The 17,436-nt window shown below is 61.9% G+C and carries 16 protein-coding genes and 1 pseudogene; 14 read left to right on the top strand and 3 right to left on the bottom strand.

Features of this window, described 5'->3' with window-relative positions; translation table 11 throughout:
* Positions 1 to 222 precede the first annotated feature (222 nt).
* The 8 genes from ACYQ00_RS10045 to ACYQ00_RS10080 all read left to right on the top strand — a co-directional run bounded on the left by ACYQ00_RS10045 (position 223) and on the right by ACYQ00_RS10080 (position 8,817).
* Positions 223 to 921, top strand: coding sequence for a DUF3426 domain-containing protein (locus ACYQ00_RS10045; RefSeq protein WP_460032507.1), 699 nt, complete (start codon positions 223 to 225; stop codon positions 919 to 921).
* Between the two features lie 14 nt (positions 922 to 935).
* On the top strand, positions 936 to 2,309 hold the full coding sequence (gene radA, locus ACYQ00_RS10050; RefSeq protein WP_460032000.1) for a DNA repair protein RadA: 1,374 nt from the start codon (positions 936 to 938) through the stop codon (positions 2,307 to 2,309).
* Between the two features lie 179 nt (positions 2,310 to 2,488).
* On the top strand, positions 2,489 to 3,181 hold the full coding sequence (locus ACYQ00_RS10055; protein ID WP_460032001.1) for a hypothetical protein: 693 nt from the start codon (positions 2,489 to 2,491) through the stop codon (positions 3,179 to 3,181).
* On the top strand, positions 3,165 to 4,298 hold the full coding sequence (locus tag ACYQ00_RS10060; protein ID WP_460032002.1) for a hypothetical protein: 1,134 nt from the start codon (positions 3,165 to 3,167) through the stop codon (positions 4,296 to 4,298). The genes ACYQ00_RS10055 and ACYQ00_RS10060 overlap by 17 nt, the downstream gene beginning before the upstream one ends.
* An 18-nt stretch (positions 4,299 to 4,316) precedes the next feature.
* Positions 4,317 to 4,679 carry a response regulator gene (locus tag ACYQ00_RS10065; RefSeq protein ID WP_460032003.1) on the top strand — a complete coding sequence of 121 codons (363 nt, stop codon included), beginning with the start codon at positions 4,317 to 4,319 and terminating at the stop codon, positions 4,677 to 4,679.
* A gap of 27 nt (positions 4,680 to 4,706) precedes the next feature.
* A complete protein-coding gene (locus tag ACYQ00_RS10070; protein ID WP_460032004.1) occupies positions 4,707 to 6,845 on the top strand; it encodes a chemotaxis protein CheA in 2,139 nt (712 codons plus the stop codon).
* Positions 6,846 to 6,865: 20 nt separating this feature from the next.
* Positions 6,866 to 7,711 (top strand): CheR family methyltransferase, encoded by an 846-nt coding sequence (locus tag ACYQ00_RS10075; protein ID WP_460032005.1) that lies wholly within the window; start codon positions 6,866 to 6,868, stop codon positions 7,709 to 7,711.
* A gap of 23 nt (positions 7,712 to 7,734) precedes the next feature.
* Complete coding sequence (locus tag ACYQ00_RS10080; protein WP_460032006.1) at positions 7,735 to 8,817, top strand: protein-glutamate methylesterase/protein-glutamine glutaminase; 1,083 nt, start codon at positions 7,735 to 7,737, stop codon at positions 8,815 to 8,817.
* A 38-nt stretch (positions 8,818 to 8,855) separates the two neighbouring features.
* Here ACYQ00_RS10080 and crcB read toward each other — a convergent pair whose 3' ends face one another.
* On the bottom strand, positions 8,856 to 9,227 hold the full coding sequence (crcB, locus tag ACYQ00_RS10085; protein WP_460032007.1) for a fluoride efflux transporter CrcB: 372 nt from the start codon (positions 9,225 to 9,227) through the stop codon (positions 8,856 to 8,858).
* A 55-nt stretch (positions 9,228 to 9,282) separates the two neighbouring features.
* On the opposite strand from crcB, the gene ACYQ00_RS10090 reads away from it, so the two are divergent.
* The 5 genes and pseudogenes from ACYQ00_RS10090 (at position 9,283) to purU (ending at position 14,564) form a co-directional block, all read left to right on the top strand.
* Entirely contained in the window at positions 9,283 to 9,894 is a 612-nt protein-coding gene (locus tag ACYQ00_RS10090) for a class IV adenylate cyclase (RefSeq protein WP_460032008.1), read from the top strand.
* A gap of 155 nt (positions 9,895 to 10,049) precedes the next feature.
* A complete protein-coding gene (clpS, locus tag ACYQ00_RS10095) occupies positions 10,050 to 10,364 on the top strand; it encodes an ATP-dependent Clp protease adapter ClpS (RefSeq protein ID WP_460032009.1) in 315 nt (104 codons plus the stop codon).
* Positions 10,365 to 10,407: 43 nt separating this feature from the next.
* A complete protein-coding gene (gene clpA, locus ACYQ00_RS10100; protein WP_460032010.1) occupies positions 10,408 to 12,801 on the top strand; it encodes an ATP-dependent Clp protease ATP-binding subunit ClpA in 2,394 nt (797 codons plus the stop codon).
* A 79-nt stretch (positions 12,802 to 12,880) separates the two neighbouring features.
* Positions 12,881 to 13,608, top strand: a pseudogene (gene aat, locus ACYQ00_RS10105) (leucyl/phenylalanyl-tRNA--protein transferase).
* Positions 13,609 to 13,700: 92 nt separating this feature from the next.
* Positions 13,701 to 14,564 carry a formyltetrahydrofolate deformylase gene (gene purU / locus ACYQ00_RS10110; RefSeq protein ID WP_460032011.1) on the top strand — a complete coding sequence of 288 codons (864 nt, stop codon included), beginning with the start codon at positions 13,701 to 13,703 and terminating at the stop codon, positions 14,562 to 14,564.
* 31 nt (positions 14,565 to 14,595) lie between these two features.
* Here the strand turns inward: purU and ACYQ00_RS10115 are convergent, their stop codons facing one another.
* Positions 14,596 to 15,810, bottom strand: a complete 1,215-nt coding sequence (locus ACYQ00_RS10115; RefSeq protein WP_460032012.1) for a glycosyltransferase family 92 protein — start codon at positions 15,808 to 15,810, stop codon at positions 14,596 to 14,598.
* A gap of 38 nt (positions 15,811 to 15,848) precedes the next feature.
* Here ACYQ00_RS10115 and ACYQ00_RS10120 point away from each other — a divergent pair, with 38 nt between their 5' ends.
* Positions 15,849 to 16,901 carry an IS5 family transposase gene (locus tag ACYQ00_RS10120; RefSeq protein WP_460030289.1) on the top strand — a complete coding sequence of 351 codons (1,053 nt, stop codon included), beginning with the start codon at positions 15,849 to 15,851 and terminating at the stop codon, positions 16,899 to 16,901.
* 283 nt (positions 16,902 to 17,184) lie between these two features.
* Here the strand turns inward: ACYQ00_RS10120 and ACYQ00_RS10125 are convergent, their stop codons facing one another.
* Positions 17,185 to 17,427 carry a hypothetical protein gene (locus tag ACYQ00_RS10125; protein WP_021762294.1) on the bottom strand — a complete coding sequence of 81 codons (243 nt, stop codon included), beginning with the start codon at positions 17,425 to 17,427 and terminating at the stop codon, positions 17,185 to 17,187.
* Positions 17,428 to 17,436 lie beyond the last annotated feature (9 nt).

Consider the following 17,436-nt stretch of genomic DNA (forward strand, 5'->3'; position numbering starts at 1 on the left):
GGGCCCGCCACGCAGCCCGAGGCGGCGCCGCGTCGTCCTGCAGCCGAGCCGCGTGATTTTTTTGACGGCTCCAGCGAAGACGACGGCCTTGGCCTGCCAGGTTTTTCGCCGGATGCTGCCATCATCAAAGGTGGGCAGAGCGACGGGCCCTCTCCCTTTGATTTCGAGACTCGTGCTCCTGGCGAAAAGCCCGGCGCCAATGCGGAAGAGACCTTCCAAAACATGTTTGCGCAGCAGATGACGCAGGAGGACCCCTACAATATTGACTCCGCGCCGCCCCTGCCCAAGCCCACCCAGAAGCTGACCATTCCCAGCAAGGGCCAGCCGCGGAAAAAATCCCCGGTCAAGCTGGCGATTTCCTTGTTTCTGTTCATTTTTCTGGCGATCACGGCCGCCGGGGTGCTGGCTTGGTTCTTTGCGCCGGACATGCTGCCCAGGCCCATTCTGGAGCTGCTTGGCGATCCGAGTGCCGGCAAGCATGCCGCGGGCGATGGCGACCAGAGCGAGCCCAAGATCAACCAGGATATGGTCAAGAATCTTGAGCTCAAGGATGCGGAGCAGCATTTTGTCAAAAACGAAAAGATTGGTGAACTGCTGGTCATTCAGGGGCTGGTGGTCAACAACAGCCCCGAGCCTCGCGAGCTGATCAAGGTGGAAGCCAATCTGTACGATGAGGGTGGTGTGCGTCTGGACACCAAGCAGCAGCTCATTGGCAATGCCATCTCTCTCTTCCAGCTGCAACAGCTGACCAGGGAGGAGCTGGAAAAGGCGCTCAACAATCCCGTGGGCATCACCACGCAGAATACCAATATCAAGCCCGGTGCCTCTGCACCGTTCATGGTGATTTTCTACAATCCCGCCCAGTCCGTCAAAGAGTACCAGGTGGTGATTGTGGACGCCAAGGCCGTCCCCAAGCAGTAGCAGGCCCAGGATTCATGAAACCTCGCCGCGTGTATGTCTGCGCCAGTTGTGGGAGCGTGTCCCCGCGCTGGCAGGGGCAGTGTCCGCGCTGCGAGGCCTGGAACACAATGGAGGAGCGGCTGGAAACGCCAGCCCCCTCCGGAGGCCGGCGGGCCGCTGCGGTAGGCAGTCCTGGTACTGCCGGCCGGCCCCAGGCGCTGGCCGCTGTCGATTTTTCCTCCCAGCAACATTTCTCCGCCGGCATGCCCGTGCTCGATGCCCTTCTGGGGCAGGGGCTGGTGGGCGGAAGCACGCTGCTCATGGCTGGCGAGCCGGGCGTGGGCAAGTCCACCTTGCTCTTGCAGGTGGCCGGGGCGGTGGCCAGATCCGGACGGACGGTGCTCTATGCTTCTGGCGAAGAAGGCCTGCCCCAGCTCAAGCGCCGGGCGGAACGCCTGGGGTGTCTGGCCGATTCCCTGCTCGCCCTGAGCACAGCCAGCGCCGAGGAGATCTGGCAGGCCGCGGAGGCTGCCGGCGATGTCTCCCTGGTGGTGCTGGACTCGGTTCAAACCGTGGTTTCCTCCCAGGCAGAGGGCCTGCCCGGCAGTGTGTCCCAGGTGCGGGCCGTGGCTGCCGAGGGCATTGACCTGGCCCGGCGGCTGGGGGCCTGCGTGCTGTTTGTGGGCCACGTGACCAAGGAAGGGCAGATTGCCGGCCCCAAACTGCTGGAGCATATGGTGGATTGCGTGCTTTCCCTGGAAGGAGACCGCACCCATTGCTACCGGCTCTTGCGTGTGCTCAAGAACCGGTTTGGCCCCAGTCTGGACGTGGCCGTGTTTGCCATGCAAGGGCAGGGGCTGGCTCCGGTGGAGGACCCGGCGGCCCTGTTCCTGGAATCCCGGGAGGCCGGACTCTCCGGCGCGGCCCTGGCCATGGCCATTGACGGGCAGCGGGCCTTTGCCCTGGAAGCCCAGGCCCTGGTGGCCCACAGCTGGCTCTCCATTCCGCGCCGTACCGCGCTGGGGCTGGACGTGAACCGGCTGCACCTGCTGCTTGCCGTGCTGGAAAAACGGCTCGGCCTCTCCTTTGGGCAGCAGGATGTGTATGCCAAGGTGGGCGGGGGCTTCAAGCTGCAGGATCCTGGATTTGATCTCGCCCTGTGTGCGGCCATTCTCTCCTCGCACTATGATCAACCCCTGCCCGAACAGGCTGTTTTTTTTGGCGAGGTGGATCTCAATGGCCGGATTCGCCCCGTGGCAGGGCAGGAGTTGCGTATGCACCAGGCCCGGCGGCTAGGGTTGGCCCCCATTTTTGCCGCTCCGGGCGTGCCGGAGGCGCAAACCGTTAACACCTTGTCTACACTGCAGGAAGTGCTGTTCGGAGCCAGGAAGACATCCCGCCGGGCGTGAACCGCCGCATCCTGAGGGCTTTTTCTTGCTAATCCTCTAGGGTGTATGTATTAATGTTCACAATCAGGATGCGTGCCGGCAGTCAGCCAGCAGGGGCAGCCTTCCTGAGGCAAAATTGAACAGCCGAATCGTGAACGGGGAGACGTCTCGCCTCACTCTCCAGTTGAACGGAGCATGTAGTGGAAGCAACCGCTGGGAAACATCCCGTGGAGCTCAACGCGGTCAAAGCGTTTTTGGGGCAAGTGCATTCGGATGCAGACGTTGTGTGCGGGCGGCTGTCGCGGGCTGTGGCGCCACGCGAGCACGAATTTCTGGAGCTTGGGGGGGCGCTGCAGCGGGTGGCCGGCAGGGTGGAAGAGATTGTGGAGCAGGCGGAGTTTTTGACCGGCCTGACCTCCCATGACGCCCTGCAGAGTTTCGGCTCCGAGCTGACCCTTGAGTTGCACCGCATGCAAGAGCTCCTGGCCCTGACGGCAGGCGCAGAGAACGAATCCGCCCTCAAGGCCATTCGCGAAGAACTGGCTCGTCTTGGCGAACAGCTGGGGAGTTTTAAGAGAATTGTTAAGCATTTACATATGCTTGGTATTTCCACGCGCATTGAGTCCGCTCGTCTGGGCGCAGACGGCCGCGGGTTCGGCACCCTGGCCGATGATGTGGAAAAACTGGCTGTTGCCATCGGCAAACAATCCGACTCCATCTTGCGGCAGTCAGAAACCCTGGATGCCATGGCCGCCATGGCCATGCAGCAGGCACAGCAAATGCTTGCGGGGCAGCGCAGGTTTTCTGAGGAAGTCAGCGCCCAGGTGCAGAGAAACCTGGACACGCTGATGGAGCTGGCCCAAAAAGTCCCAGGCCTTGTCCCAGGCCATTGAAGAGAGAATCCGGGAGGCCTACCAGCATATCGGCCAGGCTGTTTCCTCCCTGCAGTTTCATGACATCACCCGGCAACAGGTGGAGCATGTGGAGCAGGGCATTCAGGACATGCTCCAGATGGTCAACGCGCACCTGGCAGATGGGCAGGAGCTGGAAGAATCCGACTCGGAGCTGTTGGCCTTCATGGCCGAGTTGTGCGGTATGGAAGTGCGCCAGATCGAGGCGGCGAGCGACCGCTTTGTGCAGGCTGTGGACGCGTTTGCCGGCCGCCTGCGCAGTGTGGCGGATGTGCTGGAAAATCTCGGGACCGAGCTGGCCGAGGTGCGCGCCGATTCTGCCTCTGCCTTCCGCGGCAGCCAGTGCACGGCGCTGCAGCACATCGAAAACTCTGTGTCCAATGTGATGCAGTCCATGCGGGAGTTTGTGGCGCAAGGCGAGGCCAAAGGGGAGATCATGGACCGCGTGACGCGGACCATCCAGGAAATGGGCGTGTTTTTGGAAGATGTGGAAGAAGTTGGCGCCTCCATCGAGCTCATTGCCCTGAATGCCAGCGTCAAGGCCGCCCACACCGGGGACAAAGGCAAGGCGATGGGGGTGCTGGCCCAGTCCATCCAGTCCCTCTCCCACGCCGCACGGCTGCAAACCGAAGCCATTTCCCAGGCCTTGAGCGGAGTGGCCACTTCCTCAGAAATTCTGCGGGCCAACTCCGCACGCTTTCGCGAGGAAGTCCGGGTGGAGGAAGTGCTGGCCCGCCTGGGCGTGCTGCTCAAAGGCCTGACCGCAGTGGATGAAGAGACCACCAGCCTGACAGGTGAAATCGGAGCCGCCGGCCATGCGGTTTCCAGGGAAATCGGCAATCTTGCTGCACGGCTGACCATGCATCACGAAGTGGCGGCCCAGCTGCGGGAAAGCGCCGCAATGCTGGCCTCCTGGCAGCGCAAGTGCCGCACCCTTGCCCCCGAAGGCGAGCTGGGACGGCATTCGGCACGACTGGAGGCCATGCTCGGAAGATATACCATGGAAATTGAACGACAGATCCATCTTGGGCTTGCTCAAGACGATGGCGCGGGCGCCAGCTCTGAGGAAGATCTGCTGGATGGAGTGGAACTCTTTTAACTGGTCAAGGATGAGAGTATGGGTAAGACGATCATGACCGTGGATGATTCGGCAAGTGTGCGTCAGATGGTGAGCTTCACCTTGAAAAATGCGGGCTATGACGTCATCGAGGCGACGGACGGCAAAGATGGCCTGAGCAAGCTCACCTCGGCCGTCAGCATGATCATCACCGACCTGAACATGCCCAACATGGACGGCATCGAGTTCATTACCCAGGTCCGCACCAAGGCGCAGTTCAAGTTCATTCCCATTATCATGCTGACGACAGAGTCCCAGGCCGGGAAAAAGCAGGAAGGCAAAACCGCAGGCGCCACCGGCTGGGTGGTCAAACCATTCAAGCCGGAGCAGTTGCTGGCAGTGGTGCAAAAACTGCTTCGGTAGTCGAATTCGTCAGCCTGGAGAAAATGCATGGCCTCATCCTCCTTTGTCGATGCACGACACAGGCACGCCTATGGCGAAGAAGCCCAGGAGTTGTTGGCCGAGCTGGAAGCGGCGCTGCTGGAGCTTGAAGACGCGCCGCAAGACCAACCGCTGATCGATCGGGTGTTTCGGGCGCTGCACACCATCAAAGGGTCCGGGGCGATGTTCGGGTTTGACGACATCGCCACCTTCACCCACGATGTGGAAAACGTCTTTGACCTGGTTCGCGGAGGCAAGCTCCCGATTACCAAGGAACTGTTAAGCCTGACGCTGCAGGCCAAGGATGTTATTGGCGAACTGCTGGCGGCGGGCATTGAGTCCCGCCAGGCGGATCTGACCCGCAGCCACGCGCTGGCGGCGCGGTTTCGCCTCTGGCTGCCCAAGGAACACCAGGCCCAGGCCACGAGCAAACAAGGACCTGTTGCGCCGGGTGCCGCGGGCGCGTCCCAGGTTGTCTGGAGCATCCGCTTCGTCCCCAAGGCCGACATGCTGTTCACTGGCGCCAACCCGCTTGGATTGCTGGAAGAGCTGGCGGAACTGGGCACGTTGCAGGTCTTCCCGTACGTGCAGGACGTGGACCGCCTGGAGGATCTGGCCCCGGAAGAGATCCGCATCCGCTGGGACATCATCCTGACCACAACGGCCACGCTGGAAGCCATTCAGGATGTCTTCATCTTTGTGGAAGAGGATGCGGAAATCGTTATCCGCGCCCTGGAAACAAACGATGACGACGAAGCCACGGACAAGAAAATCGGGGAAATCCTGCTGGACCGGGGCGATATCCGGCCGCAGGATCTGGCGGCAGTGCTGGCTGCCAAAAAGCCGCTGGGCGAAATGCTGGCTGATGCCGGCGTGGTGAGCCACGAGCAGGTGGCCTCGGCCCTGGCCGAACAACAGATCACCCGGGCCATGCGCCAGGAGCGCAAGGCCGCGGCGGAAACCCAGACTGCGGATCGCCAGGACGCCATGGCCGCCAGCATTCGCGTGGCGGCGTCCAAACTGGACTTTCTGGTGGATCTGGTGGGGGAAATGGTCATTGTGCAGGCACGCATCAATCAGGTGGTGCAGCAACAGCGCGATCCCATCCTCATCACCCTGTCTGAGGAGCTGGAGCGGCTGTGCGACAACCTGCGCGACACCACCCTGGGCATCCGCATGCTGCCCATCGGTGCCACCTTCAGCAAATTCCGCCGCCTGGTGCGGGACCTCTCCGAAGAGCTGGGCAAGGAAATTGATCTTGAAATGCGCGGCGAGGAGACGGAGCTGGACAAGACCGTCATCGAGCGTCTGGGCGACCCCCTGGTGCATTTGCTGCGCAATTCCATCGACCACGGCATCGAACTGCCGGACGTGCGGGAAGCTGCCGGCAAATCCCGGCGGGGGTCTGTGAGGCTGGTGGCCGAGCACTCCGGCGGCGAGGTGCATATCCACATCAATGATGACGGCCAGGGGATCGACAAGGAGCGTGTCCGGGCCAAGGCCGTGGAGCGCGGCATCATTTCTGCGGATGCCGAGCTGACCGAGGCAGAGATTTACGACTGCATCTTCCAGCCCGGCTTCTCCACCGCCGCCGCCATCACAAATGTTTCCGGCCGGGGCGTGGGCATGGATGTGGTCAAGCGCTCCATTGAGGCCCTGCGCGGGACCATCGAAGTCCGCTCCGTGCCGGCGCAAGGCACCTCCATCACCATCAAGCTGCCCCTGACCCTGGCCATTATCGAGGGGTTGGAAATCCAGGTGGGGAGCGAGTATTTCGTCATTCCGCTCACGCACGTGGAGGAATGCATTGAGCTGGCCCGCAAGGTGGGGGCGCGGGATGATTCCCGGGAGCAAATCGTCAACCTGCGCGGGGAAATCGTCCCGTACATCAGTCTGCGCAAATGGTTTGCCGTGCCGGGGGCGGCGCCTGAGATCGAACAGATCGTGGTAGTGCGTTCTCAGGGGCAGCGCGTTGGAATTGTTGTGGATACGGTCATTGGGGAGATGCAGACGGTCATCAAGAGTCTGGGACGCGTGTTCCGCGATGTACAGGGCATTTCCGGCGCCACCATCAAGGGCGATGGCAGCATGGCCTTGATTCTCGACATTCCGCAGCTGCTGCAAATCGTTTCGGCAGCGTCGCGTTGAGGGCTCGTGGGGGAGGGTGAATGGGTTTGCTCAATGATTCTGAATTTACGCGTCTTGCCAGCTTTATTTACAAGGAAGTGGGCATCAAGATGCCCCCAGGCAAGAAGACCATGCTGGAAGCCAGGCTGCTCAAGCGCCTGCGCATCCTCAAAATGCCTGATTACAAATGCTACTGCGATTATCTCTTCAGCCCAGCCGGCATGGCTGCGGAGCTGCACCAGCTCATTGATGTGGTGACCACCAACACCACGGATTTTTTCCGGGAACCCAAGCACTTCGAACTGCTGAGCCGCGAACTGCTGCCACGGCTGTCTTCCGGACCTTGCCGCGGCCGGGTCCTGCGCATCTGGAGCGCAGGCTGCTCCATTGGCATGGAGCCATACACCCTGGCCATGGTCCTGGCTGAATTCCGGGAGCGGGAGCCAGGGTTCCGGTTTTCCATCCTGGCCACGGATATCTCCACCCAGGCGCTGGAAAAAGCCAGGGCCGGCATTTATGACGAAGACCGCGTGGCGCCAGTGCCCAACGCCCTTAAATACAAATACTTGCTTCGCAGCAAAGACCGCTCCAGGGGGCTGGTTCGCGTGGTACCCGAGCTGCGACAGATGGTGACCTTTCAGCGGCTCAACTTCATGGAGGATTTCTCCCTTCCTGAGGCCATGGACATTATTTTCTGCCGCAACGTGATCATTTATTTTGATCGTCCCACGCAGGAGGTGTTGTTTCGCAAGTTTTGCCGCAACTTGCGCGGCGGCGGGTTTCTCTTTATCGGGCACTCCGAAAGCATTACCGGCATGGACCTGCCCCTGCGCCAAATGGCCCCGACGGTCTACACTCGTTTTGCCCGCACGAACGACGATGACTGAAGTGGTACCCTCTTGGGGGAATAATGACCAAAAAAATCAAAGTGTTGATTGTGGATGACTCGGCACTGGTCCGCCAGACGCTGACATCCATCCTGGAAAGCGATCCTGCCATCGAAGTGGTCGGCTCGGCAGCGGATCCTTTTGCAGCTGCCAGAAAAATGGAGGAGGTGGTCCCGGACGTCATCACCCTGGATGTGGAAATGCCGCGTATGGATGGCATTACCTTCCTCAAAAAGCTCATGACCCAGCACCCGCTGCCGGTAATCATCTGTTCCACCCTGGCCGAGGCTGGCGCCGAAACCACGCTCAGGGCCCTGGAATACGGCGCGGTGGACATCATCACCAAGCCCAAGCTGGAAACCCGGCGGTTTTTGGAGGAATCCAAGATCCGTCTGGTGGATGCCGTCAAGGCGGCAGCCTCGGCTCGACTCAAGCGGGTGGTTCCGGCCATGGAGGTTGCGCCCAAACTCTCGGCCGACGCCGTCATCGCCAAGGCACCTCCCACACGGGCCATGGCCGAAACCACCGAAAAGTGCATCATCGTCGGCGCTTCCACCGGTGGTACGGAAGCACTCAAAATTTTTCTGGAAGCCCTGCCCGTGGATTGCCCTCCGGTGGCCATCGTGCAACACATGCCGGAAAACTTCACTGCCGCCTTTGCCCGCCGGCTGCACAGCGTGTGCGCCATCACGGTCAAGGAGGCGGAGGATGGCGACTCCATGCTTCGCGGTCAGGCGCTCATCGCCCCGGGCAACCGGCACATGCTGCTCAAGCGCAGCGGGGCGCGGTATCATGTGGAAGTGCGTGAGGGGCCGCTGGTCAAACGGCATCGACCTTCGGTGGATGTGCTGTTCCGCTCCGCCGCGCGTTACGCCGGCAAGAACGCCCTGGGCATCATCATGACCGGCATGGGTGACGACGGGGCCCAGGGCATGCGTGAGATGTTCGACGCCGGCGCCTGGACCATCGCCCAGGACGAGGCCAGCTGCGTGGTGTACGGCATGCCCCAGGAGGCCGTGAAGGCCGGCGGCGTGTGTCAGAGCCTGCCACTGACCCACATTGCCCCGTTTGCACTGAAAAAATGCAAGGAAGGTTGGGGCCGGTAGCTCCCGTTTTATTCGGCCGGCTGCCTGCTGAGTACGAATCAATTGCGCGCCAGAGCCAGCCCCAGCGCCACCAGGGAGAAGCCCAGGACATTCTGGCCCAGGATATTCAGGAGCGCCACAGACAATCGCCCTTCGGCCAGAAGTCCCACGTTTTCGTAGGCATAAGTGGAGAAAGTCGTCAGCGCGCCCAAAAATCCGGTAAAGATGACGGTTTTGACGCCAGCGCTGACGGCGAAGCGGTCGTTGAGCAGCCCCCAGAGCAGTCCGAAGAGGAAGCAGCCCAGCAGGTTCACTGCGGCCGTGGCCAGGGGCAGGTTTGTCCCGGCCAGACGCTGCACGAGCCGCGTAATGCCTAGTCTGGAAAGTGCTCCCAGGGCCCCGGCTATGCCGCAGAGGAACAGGGTCTGCATTATTTCTCCATTTTTGTCATTTCGTTTGACATAAACCGTAAATCCGGAGGCAGTGTTGCCCAGGGAAGTCGAAACCAAGTTTGCAGATGTGGATCATGACGCCTTGCGGCGCAGACTGCAAGCACTGGGAGCCTGCCGGCGGCATGTGGTCTTTGAAGACAATGCCGTCTGGGATACCCCGGATAAAATGCTCAAGCAAAAAGGGCAGTTGCTACGTATTCGCCAGGCATTGCCGGGCCATGGGCAGGCTGGCGGCTGTCTGTTGACCTTCAAGGCCCCCACCTCGGATGGCAGCGCGGTGCTCAAGGTGGTGGAGGAGCATGAAACAGCGGTGGCCGATGCCGCGGCCCTGCGTCAGGTGCTGGCCGGTTTGGGGTATGTGGAGGCATTCCGTTACCAGAAACTCAGGGAAACCTGGGAGTTGGGCGGGGTTCTCTGCCTGCTGGATCTCCTGCCCTTTGGCTCGTTTCTGGAGTTGGAGGGTCCGGCGGAGGCCTTTGTGGCCGTCTGCGAGGCCCTGGGACTGGACCTCGCCGCCGGAACCAACCAGACCTATCATGCCTTGAATCTTGCGCACCTTCACCGGGCCGGCCGGCCGCCGCAGGATTCTTTCATCTTTTCCGATGCCGAGGCCCGGCGTTTGCAAGCGATTGCTGCAAGTGCATGAAGCAGTGCGGCTCGCAGCAAACTCCGGCGCAGCCTCTTGCATCCATGATGGACACGCACTATCTTCAGGACTCGACAACCCGTGATCGGGGCGTTATACCTGACAAACTGGGAAATTCCCGCAACGCGAATGTACACGACCCAAGAGTGATGACCATGACCGAACCCTTTGATCAGCCAGGAGCTTCGCCAGACGTCAACCTGGAGGAGAACCTTCAGGAGCCCAGGCAGTTCAAGGTTCTGCTCCTTAATGACGATTACACCACCATGGAATTTGTGGTGCGCATTTTGCGAGAAGTGTTCAAGAAGAATGAAGCCGAAGCCACCCGGATCATGCGCATGGTCCATGAGCATGGCAAGGGTGTCTGCGGCGTGTACCCGGCGGAGATTGCCGAGACAAAGGTGAGCATCGTCCATGCTCGCGCGCGCAGCGAGGGTTTCCCCTTGCGCTGCGCCATGGAGGAGGCGTGATTCCCGGCAGTTTTCGCACCACCGTTCAGGAATCGAGGGCGCCATGTTGAGCAGGCGACTGGAAAATGTGTTGACTGTGGCCGTGCGGGAAGTCCGCCGTCGCAACCATGAATATCTCACCCTGGAGCATCTCCTGTATGCCTTGATGCAGGAGGAGAGCGGCAAGGAAATCCTCATGAACTGCGGGGTGGATATTGTCCGTCTGCAGCATCAGCTGGAGCGCTTCTTTGCCGACCACATGGAAGTCATGCCCGATGCCGCCACGGAAGTGGTGCAGACCCTGGGCGTGCAACGGGTGCTTCAGCGGGCCATTTTGCAGATGCAATCCTCGGGCAAGGACAAGGTCGAGGTGGGGGATGTGCTGGCGGCCATCTTCGACGAAGACGATTCCTTTGCCGTCTATTTCCTCAAATCGCACGGCGCCACGCGGCTGGACGTCCTGGAGTACATCTCCCACGGTGTGCCCAAGGAAACCGAATGGCGCGCCGAGCCCAACGCCCCGGGCAATCAGGAGCCCCGTCAGTCCGGCGAGCAGAAGGGCCAGAAGAAAAAGAACGGCCAGGCCCTGGAACAGTTCACCGTGAATCTGGTGGAACGCGCCCGCCAGGGGCTGGTGGATCCGCTCATCGGCCGCGATGCCGAGCTGGAGCGCTGCCTGCAGGTGCTGGCCCGCCGCCGCAAGAACAATCCGCTCTTCGTGGGGGACCCCGGCGTGGGCAAGACGGCCCTGGCCGAGGGCCTGGCCCTGCGTATCGTCAACGGCGAGACTCCCGAATCCTTCCGTTCGGCCACGGTCTGGCAGCTGGACATGGGTGCGCTGCTGGCCGGCACCAAGTACCGGGGCGACTTCGAAGTGCGCATGAAGGGCGTCATCAGCGAGCTGGAGAAGATTCCCGGGGCCATTCTGTTCATTGATGAAATCCATACCATCATCGGCGCGGGAGCCACCTCCGGCGGCACTCTGGACGCCTCGAATATCCTCAAGCCCGTGCTGGCCTCCGGGGCCATCAAGTGCATCGGCTCCACCACGTATGAGGAGTACAAGAACCACTTCGAAAAGGACCGCGCCCTCTCGCGCCGCTTCCAGAAAATCGACGTGGCCGAGCCGACCGTGGACGAGTGTGTGGAAATTCTCAAGGGCCTGAAATCACACTATGAAGAACACCACGGCGTGCGCTACACCATTCCAGGGTTGCGCGCCGCGGCCGAGCTTTCCTCCCGCCACGTGAACGACCGCTTCCTGCCGGACAAGGCCATTGACGTCATCGACGAAGCCGGAGCCAGCTTCCGCCTGTCCGGAGCCAAGAAGAACGTCATCAGCGTGGCTGAGGTGGAAAAGGTCGTGGCCCGCATGGCCCGCATCCCGGTCCAGCGGATCACCTCCTCGGACAAGGATCGCCTGGAACACCTGGAACATGACATCAAGGCCCAGGTGTATGGGCAGGACGAGGCCGTGGAAACCGTCTGCAAGGCCATCCTGCGCTCCCGCGCCGGGCTGCGCCAGGCCAACCGGCCCACGGGCTCCTTTCTGCTCTATGGCCCCACGGGCGTGGGCAAGACCGAGCTGGCCCGCCAGCTGGCCCAGTGCCTGGGCGTGAACTTCCAGCGTTTCGACATGAGCGAATACATGGAAGGCCACGCCGTGGCGCGGCTCATCGGCGCGCCTCCCGGGTACATTGGCTTTGACCAGGGCGGCCTCTTGACCGACGCCATCCGCAAGCACCCGTATACCGTGCTGCTGCTTGACGAAATTGAAAAGGCCCATCCGGACCTCTTCAATATCCTCCTGCAGGTGATGGACTACGCCACCCTGACGGACAACAACGGCCGCAAGGCCGACTTCCGCCACGTCATCCTGCTGATGACCACCAACGCCGGCGCGCGGGAAATGAATGCCGCCTCCGTGGGCTTTGGCATGAGCGAATCCAAGGCCGAGACCGCCCACAAGGGCAAAAAGGCCCTGGAGCGGCTCTTCAGCCCCGAGTTTCGCAACCGCCTGGACGGCATGGTCCAGTTCGGTCCGCTGACCGAACCGGTCATGCTCAAGATTGTGGATAAATTCCTGCGGGAAATGCAGGAGCAGATGCTGGAGAGCAAGGTGGTGGTGGAAGTTTCCCACGCTGCCCGGCTGTGGCTGGGCGAGCACGGGTTTGACCCCGCCTTTGGCGCGCGGCCCATGGGACGGCTCATTCAGAACGAAATCAAGGACGAGCTGGCCCGCGAACTGCTCTTCGGCTGCCTGCAGAAGGGTGGCAAGGTGCTGGTGGACACCGCGCCCGACACCGCGCCCGGTGCCGCGCCAGACACCGCAAAGGACGCCAGGCCGCTGACGTTCACCTATGAGTCGGGCAAGTGTCCGGTGAAGCCAGGCCGGTCTGCGGCAGACGCGCCGGAAGGCCCCTCCATGCCCGCTCTGGCCGAGGAAGAAAGCGTCTAACCCCATCCATCCCCCCGCCAGGAGGGCAGCCTCGGGCCTCCTGGCGGGGATATCCGCGCAGCGCACCATCGATTGAACCATGGCCATTTACTTCCTGGCCGGAGACAGTCTGGTCTTTCCCGCCCCGGAAGAGGCCGAGGCCGACGGGCTGCTGGCTGTGGGCGGCGACCTGAGCCTGCAGCGACTCGTCTCCGCCTACACGCAGGGCATTTTCCCCTGGTACGGTCCTGGCAGCCCCATTCTCTGGTGGACGCCGGACCCGCGCTGCGTGCTGTTTCCCGAATCCCTGCACTTCAACAGCCGCCTCTGCCGTGCGCTCAAGACCAGCGGCTATGTGGTGACCATGGATCAGGCCTTTTCCCGGGTGATTGAGGCCTGCGCCCGCACCCCCCGGCCGGAGCAGGAGGGCACCTGGATTGTGCCCGAGATGCGCGCAGCGTACGAGAACCTGCATGCCGCGGGACTGGCCATTCCGTGGAAACCTGGCTGGATGGCCAGCTGGTGGGCGGACTGTACGGCGTTTCCCTGGGGCGGGCGTTTTTTGGGGAATCCATGTTTCATTGCCGGCCCAACGCCTCCAAGGCCGCCCTGGCCGCCCTGTGCCGTACCCTGGTGGACTGGGAGTTCGAGATCATCGATTGCCAGCAGGCCACGCCGCACATGCTGGCCATGGGCGCGCAGACTATTTCGCGCCGGGAGTTCAACCGGCGCCTGGATCAGGCGCTGCAGCACCCGACCCGGCGCGGGCGGTGGGTGCCATGCCCGGAGACGGCAGCGCTTCAGCTGGCAGAACAGGGTGGATTGTAGGCAGATTCCTCCCGGCCAATGGCTTGACCATCCGGCTGAATGCGGACAAAGTGTCCCGTCTTCATGCACCCTTACACACCACTGTTGCCATCATGAACGAATCTTCCAGTGCGCGGCTGCGCATCACCTGTGCGGACCGGCCCGGCATTGTCGCGGCCGTGAGCAATTTTCTGTATTCCCATGGCGCAAACATCACCTCTCTGGATCAGTATTCCACCGATCCCGAGGGCGGCGTGTTCTTCATGCGCCTGGAGTTTCAGACCCCGCATCTGGATATGACGCGGCCGGCCTTTGAGAACGCCTTTGCCCAGGTGGTGGCCCAACGCTTTGAAATGGACTGGAGCATCACCTACAGTACAGAGAAGAAGCGCGTGGCGGTGCTGGTGTCCGGCCAGGAGCACTGCCTGCTGGAACTGTTGTGGCGCTGGTCCCGCGGGGAGCTGGATTGCACTGTGGCCATGGTGCTGAGCAACCATCCCGTGCACAAGGAAGCGGTGGAGGCCTTCGGCATTCCGTACCACTACATTGCCGAAGCCCAGACCGACCGCGCCGCCGCAGAAGCCCGCATGCTGGAGCTGATGGATGGCACGGTGGATCTGGTGGTGCTGGCGCGGTACATGCGCATATTGAGCGCCGACGTGGTTTCCCGCTTTCCCGAAGCCATCATCAACATCCATCACTCCTTTCTGCCGGCGTTTCCGGGGGCAGACCCGTACCGCCAGGCCAAGGAGCGCGGGGTGAAACTCATCGGCGCCACGGCGCATTACGTGACCGAAGAGCTGGACGCCGGACCCATCATCGAGCAGGACGTGAGCCGGGTGAGCCATCGCCAGAGCGTGGAGGATCTGCGCTCCCTGGGCCGGGATATCGAACGCCAGGTGCTGGCCCGGGCCGTGCGGCTGCATCTTGAAGACCGCATCATCGTCCACCAGAACAAGACCATCGTGTTTCGGTAGGAAAACACCCGGGATCTCCGCCGCCGCCGGCTCAGGCCTTCGGGGCGTCCACCTTGTGGAACCGCTGCAGAAACGTCATGAATGCCGAAATGTTGTGCGCCAGGCCGGCCTCGCCCAGCCGGCGCAGCACGGCCATGTATTCCTGGGCGGTTTCGGGGGTGTAGTGCGTGGTGAAGAAGTGCGCGGCGATATCCCGGGCGGATTCCAGCCGACGTTGGCCGCGCAGGTATTTCAGTTTGACCGGCGTGGCGAGTTCCGCAGGAGCGCTCACGGTGAGGGCGGCCACCAGGGAGGCGGCCCTGGCGAGATTGTGGTCCTTGAGCGCCTCGGCCACCTCGAGGGCGATGGCCGCCGGCGCCTGGAACCGGGCGCGGTGAAAGACATCCCGGGCGCGGTATTCTTCCGGGGATTGCGAGAAATAATCCTTCTGCGTGTGCAGCCATTGCAGGATGCTGTCATCTTCCTGACTGCCAACAAACGGCGGCGCTGGGGCGGTGCTCCCGTTGCCACCTCCGTCCCCCCCTTCAGGGGCGTCCGCCTTGCCCCGGCGTTTTTTGGCGTGGTATTCTTCGCAGGACTTGGTGACGTAATGGTTCACCTGCGCAAGCGCATTGGTGAAGTAGGAGAACCCGGAACCGTTGGGAATGGGGTGTTTCTGCTCATTGACGGCGTAAAATCCAGGCCCCAGCCACATGGCGTGGGGGTTGGCGCCCGCCCGGAGCACCTTGGCAGGCTGCACGATGGATTTGATGTGGAAATGCAGGGGATGCGCATCTGGCATACGCATGGTGTACGCCCTGGTGACCAGCGTGTCCGGCCGTGTCTGGTGCCCGGAGGTCCCAAAGGCCAGCCAGTTCAGCCCCACGGCGCCGTATGGCTCATAGTCCAGCAGAAAGTCCTGCAGGTGCAGGTGTCGTTTGAGGACAATGAATTCGTCCAGATCCAACATCCCCAGCCAGACACAGTCGGGGCCAAAGGTATCCAGGGCAATCTGGTAGCTCTCCAGTTGCCGCCCCCGGCCGGGCAGGGACACGACTGTGACGTAGCCGGCGCGCACCCACTCGCGCAGGGTCTCCTGGATGGGGATGGCGCTGTCATTGTCGAACAGCAGGATGTGATTGACACCGAGGGCGATGTGATAGCGCACCCACTCGTCCAGATACAGGGTCTCATCCTTGGCAATGGCGCACAACCCGACATGAGACCTCTGCACGGCCACCGCATATTTTCTCTTCAAATCCAGCATGATATCTGCTATTCTTCCTTCACCCCAAGGAGGATAACATGGCAGAGCGCAGCCCCAAGGCCCCGTTGCTTGGCGATTACTTCATGGCCCGGCGCAAGACCAAGCGCACCTTCCTGGACGACATTGACGCCCTCATCGACTGGCGGCCTATCCGTTCGTTTTTGAACAAGAAACTTACCCGCAAGGCCGACGCCGTGGGCAACCCCGCCTACCCGGCCCTGGCCATGTTCAAGATTCTGCTCCTGCAACGGTGGTACAATCTCAGCGACCCGGCCACCGAGCAGGCCCTCTACGACCGCCTCTCCTTCATCCGCTTCGTTGGTCTGTCCTTCGAGGGTGACGTCCCCGACGAAACCACCATCTGCCGATTTCGCAACGGCCTGATCAAGTTGAATATTCTCGATAAGCTTCTGGATCGCCTCAACGAGCAGCTCGAAGCCAAGGGCCTGCTCGTGCGTGAGGGGACCGTGGTCGACGCCTCGGTGGTCGAATCTGCCCGCCGCCCGCGCAAAATCATCGACATCCTGCCCGAGGATCGCGCGGAGGAGGCCGAACAGCAACCTGCATCCCCTGCGAAATCAGACTGTTCGGTCAAGGTCAGCTTTTCAGACGATGCCGACGCGGCCTGGCTCAAGAAGGGGCGTCGCTGTCATTACGGCTACAAAATCCACGCCGCCACCGATGCTCGCGACGGCTTCTTCCTCGGCGGCCACGCCACCTCGGCCAACCGGTCAGACATGCGCGAGTTCGAAACGCTGCTCGATGAAATCCATGTTATTCCAGGGACCTATGTCTATGGCGACAAGGGGTATTCCAGCGGCGCCAACCGCGACGCGCTGCTGGCCCGCGGCCTCAAGGACGCCACCATGGACAAGGCCACCCGCCACGCGCCGCTCACGGCCTATGAACGATTGCGCAACCGGCTCATCAGCAGCGTGCGCTGCGGCGTGGAGCGGGTGTTCGGGACCTGGAAACGCGGCTACGGCCTGGCCCGGGCGCGCTATCTGGGCCTGAAAAAGGTCTGCGCCGAGCTGTATCTGGTGGGAATGGCCTTCAATTTGAAGAAAGCCGTGCGGTTGATGGGCACTTGAGGGGCTGGTGCGTCCAAAATTTGGAAGGAATGATGAAAATGAGGGAAAAATGATGAAAACGATGACAGATTAGACCAAAATCAGAGGCCGAGAGGGCCATTTCCTCGGCGAAGAGTCGTTCGGGTGGTGTTGTGCAGAGGTCTCGACATAGTGTTTCATATGCCGCCCCCCTGCGTCTGCGTAGGACGCAGCCGCGCTCGCGTGGTGTGGCCCCATGCTGCATCATCAGGCAGGGGCAGGAGGGACGCTGCATACAGCGTCCCTCCGCACGTTTCTCTTTACGTTACAGAAAGTCCGGATCAATCCCGGCCTTGCCATTGGCGAGCATGATCTTGAGAAAGGTCAGGGTCCGTTCGTCAGCCGGGACGATGGGGAACTGCCCCTTGCAGCTGTCGCACTGGGCCAGGGAGGGCTGGGTGGGGCCCACCAGGGGCACCTGGCGCTGGCAGTGCGGGCAGGGGTAGAAGAAGACCAGCTCCAGGCCCACGGGTTTGACGGGGGTGAGGGGTTTGCGGATGTCGCTCATGCTGTGGCT

It is taken from the genome of Megalodesulfovibrio paquesii (genome assembly GCF_054653055.1).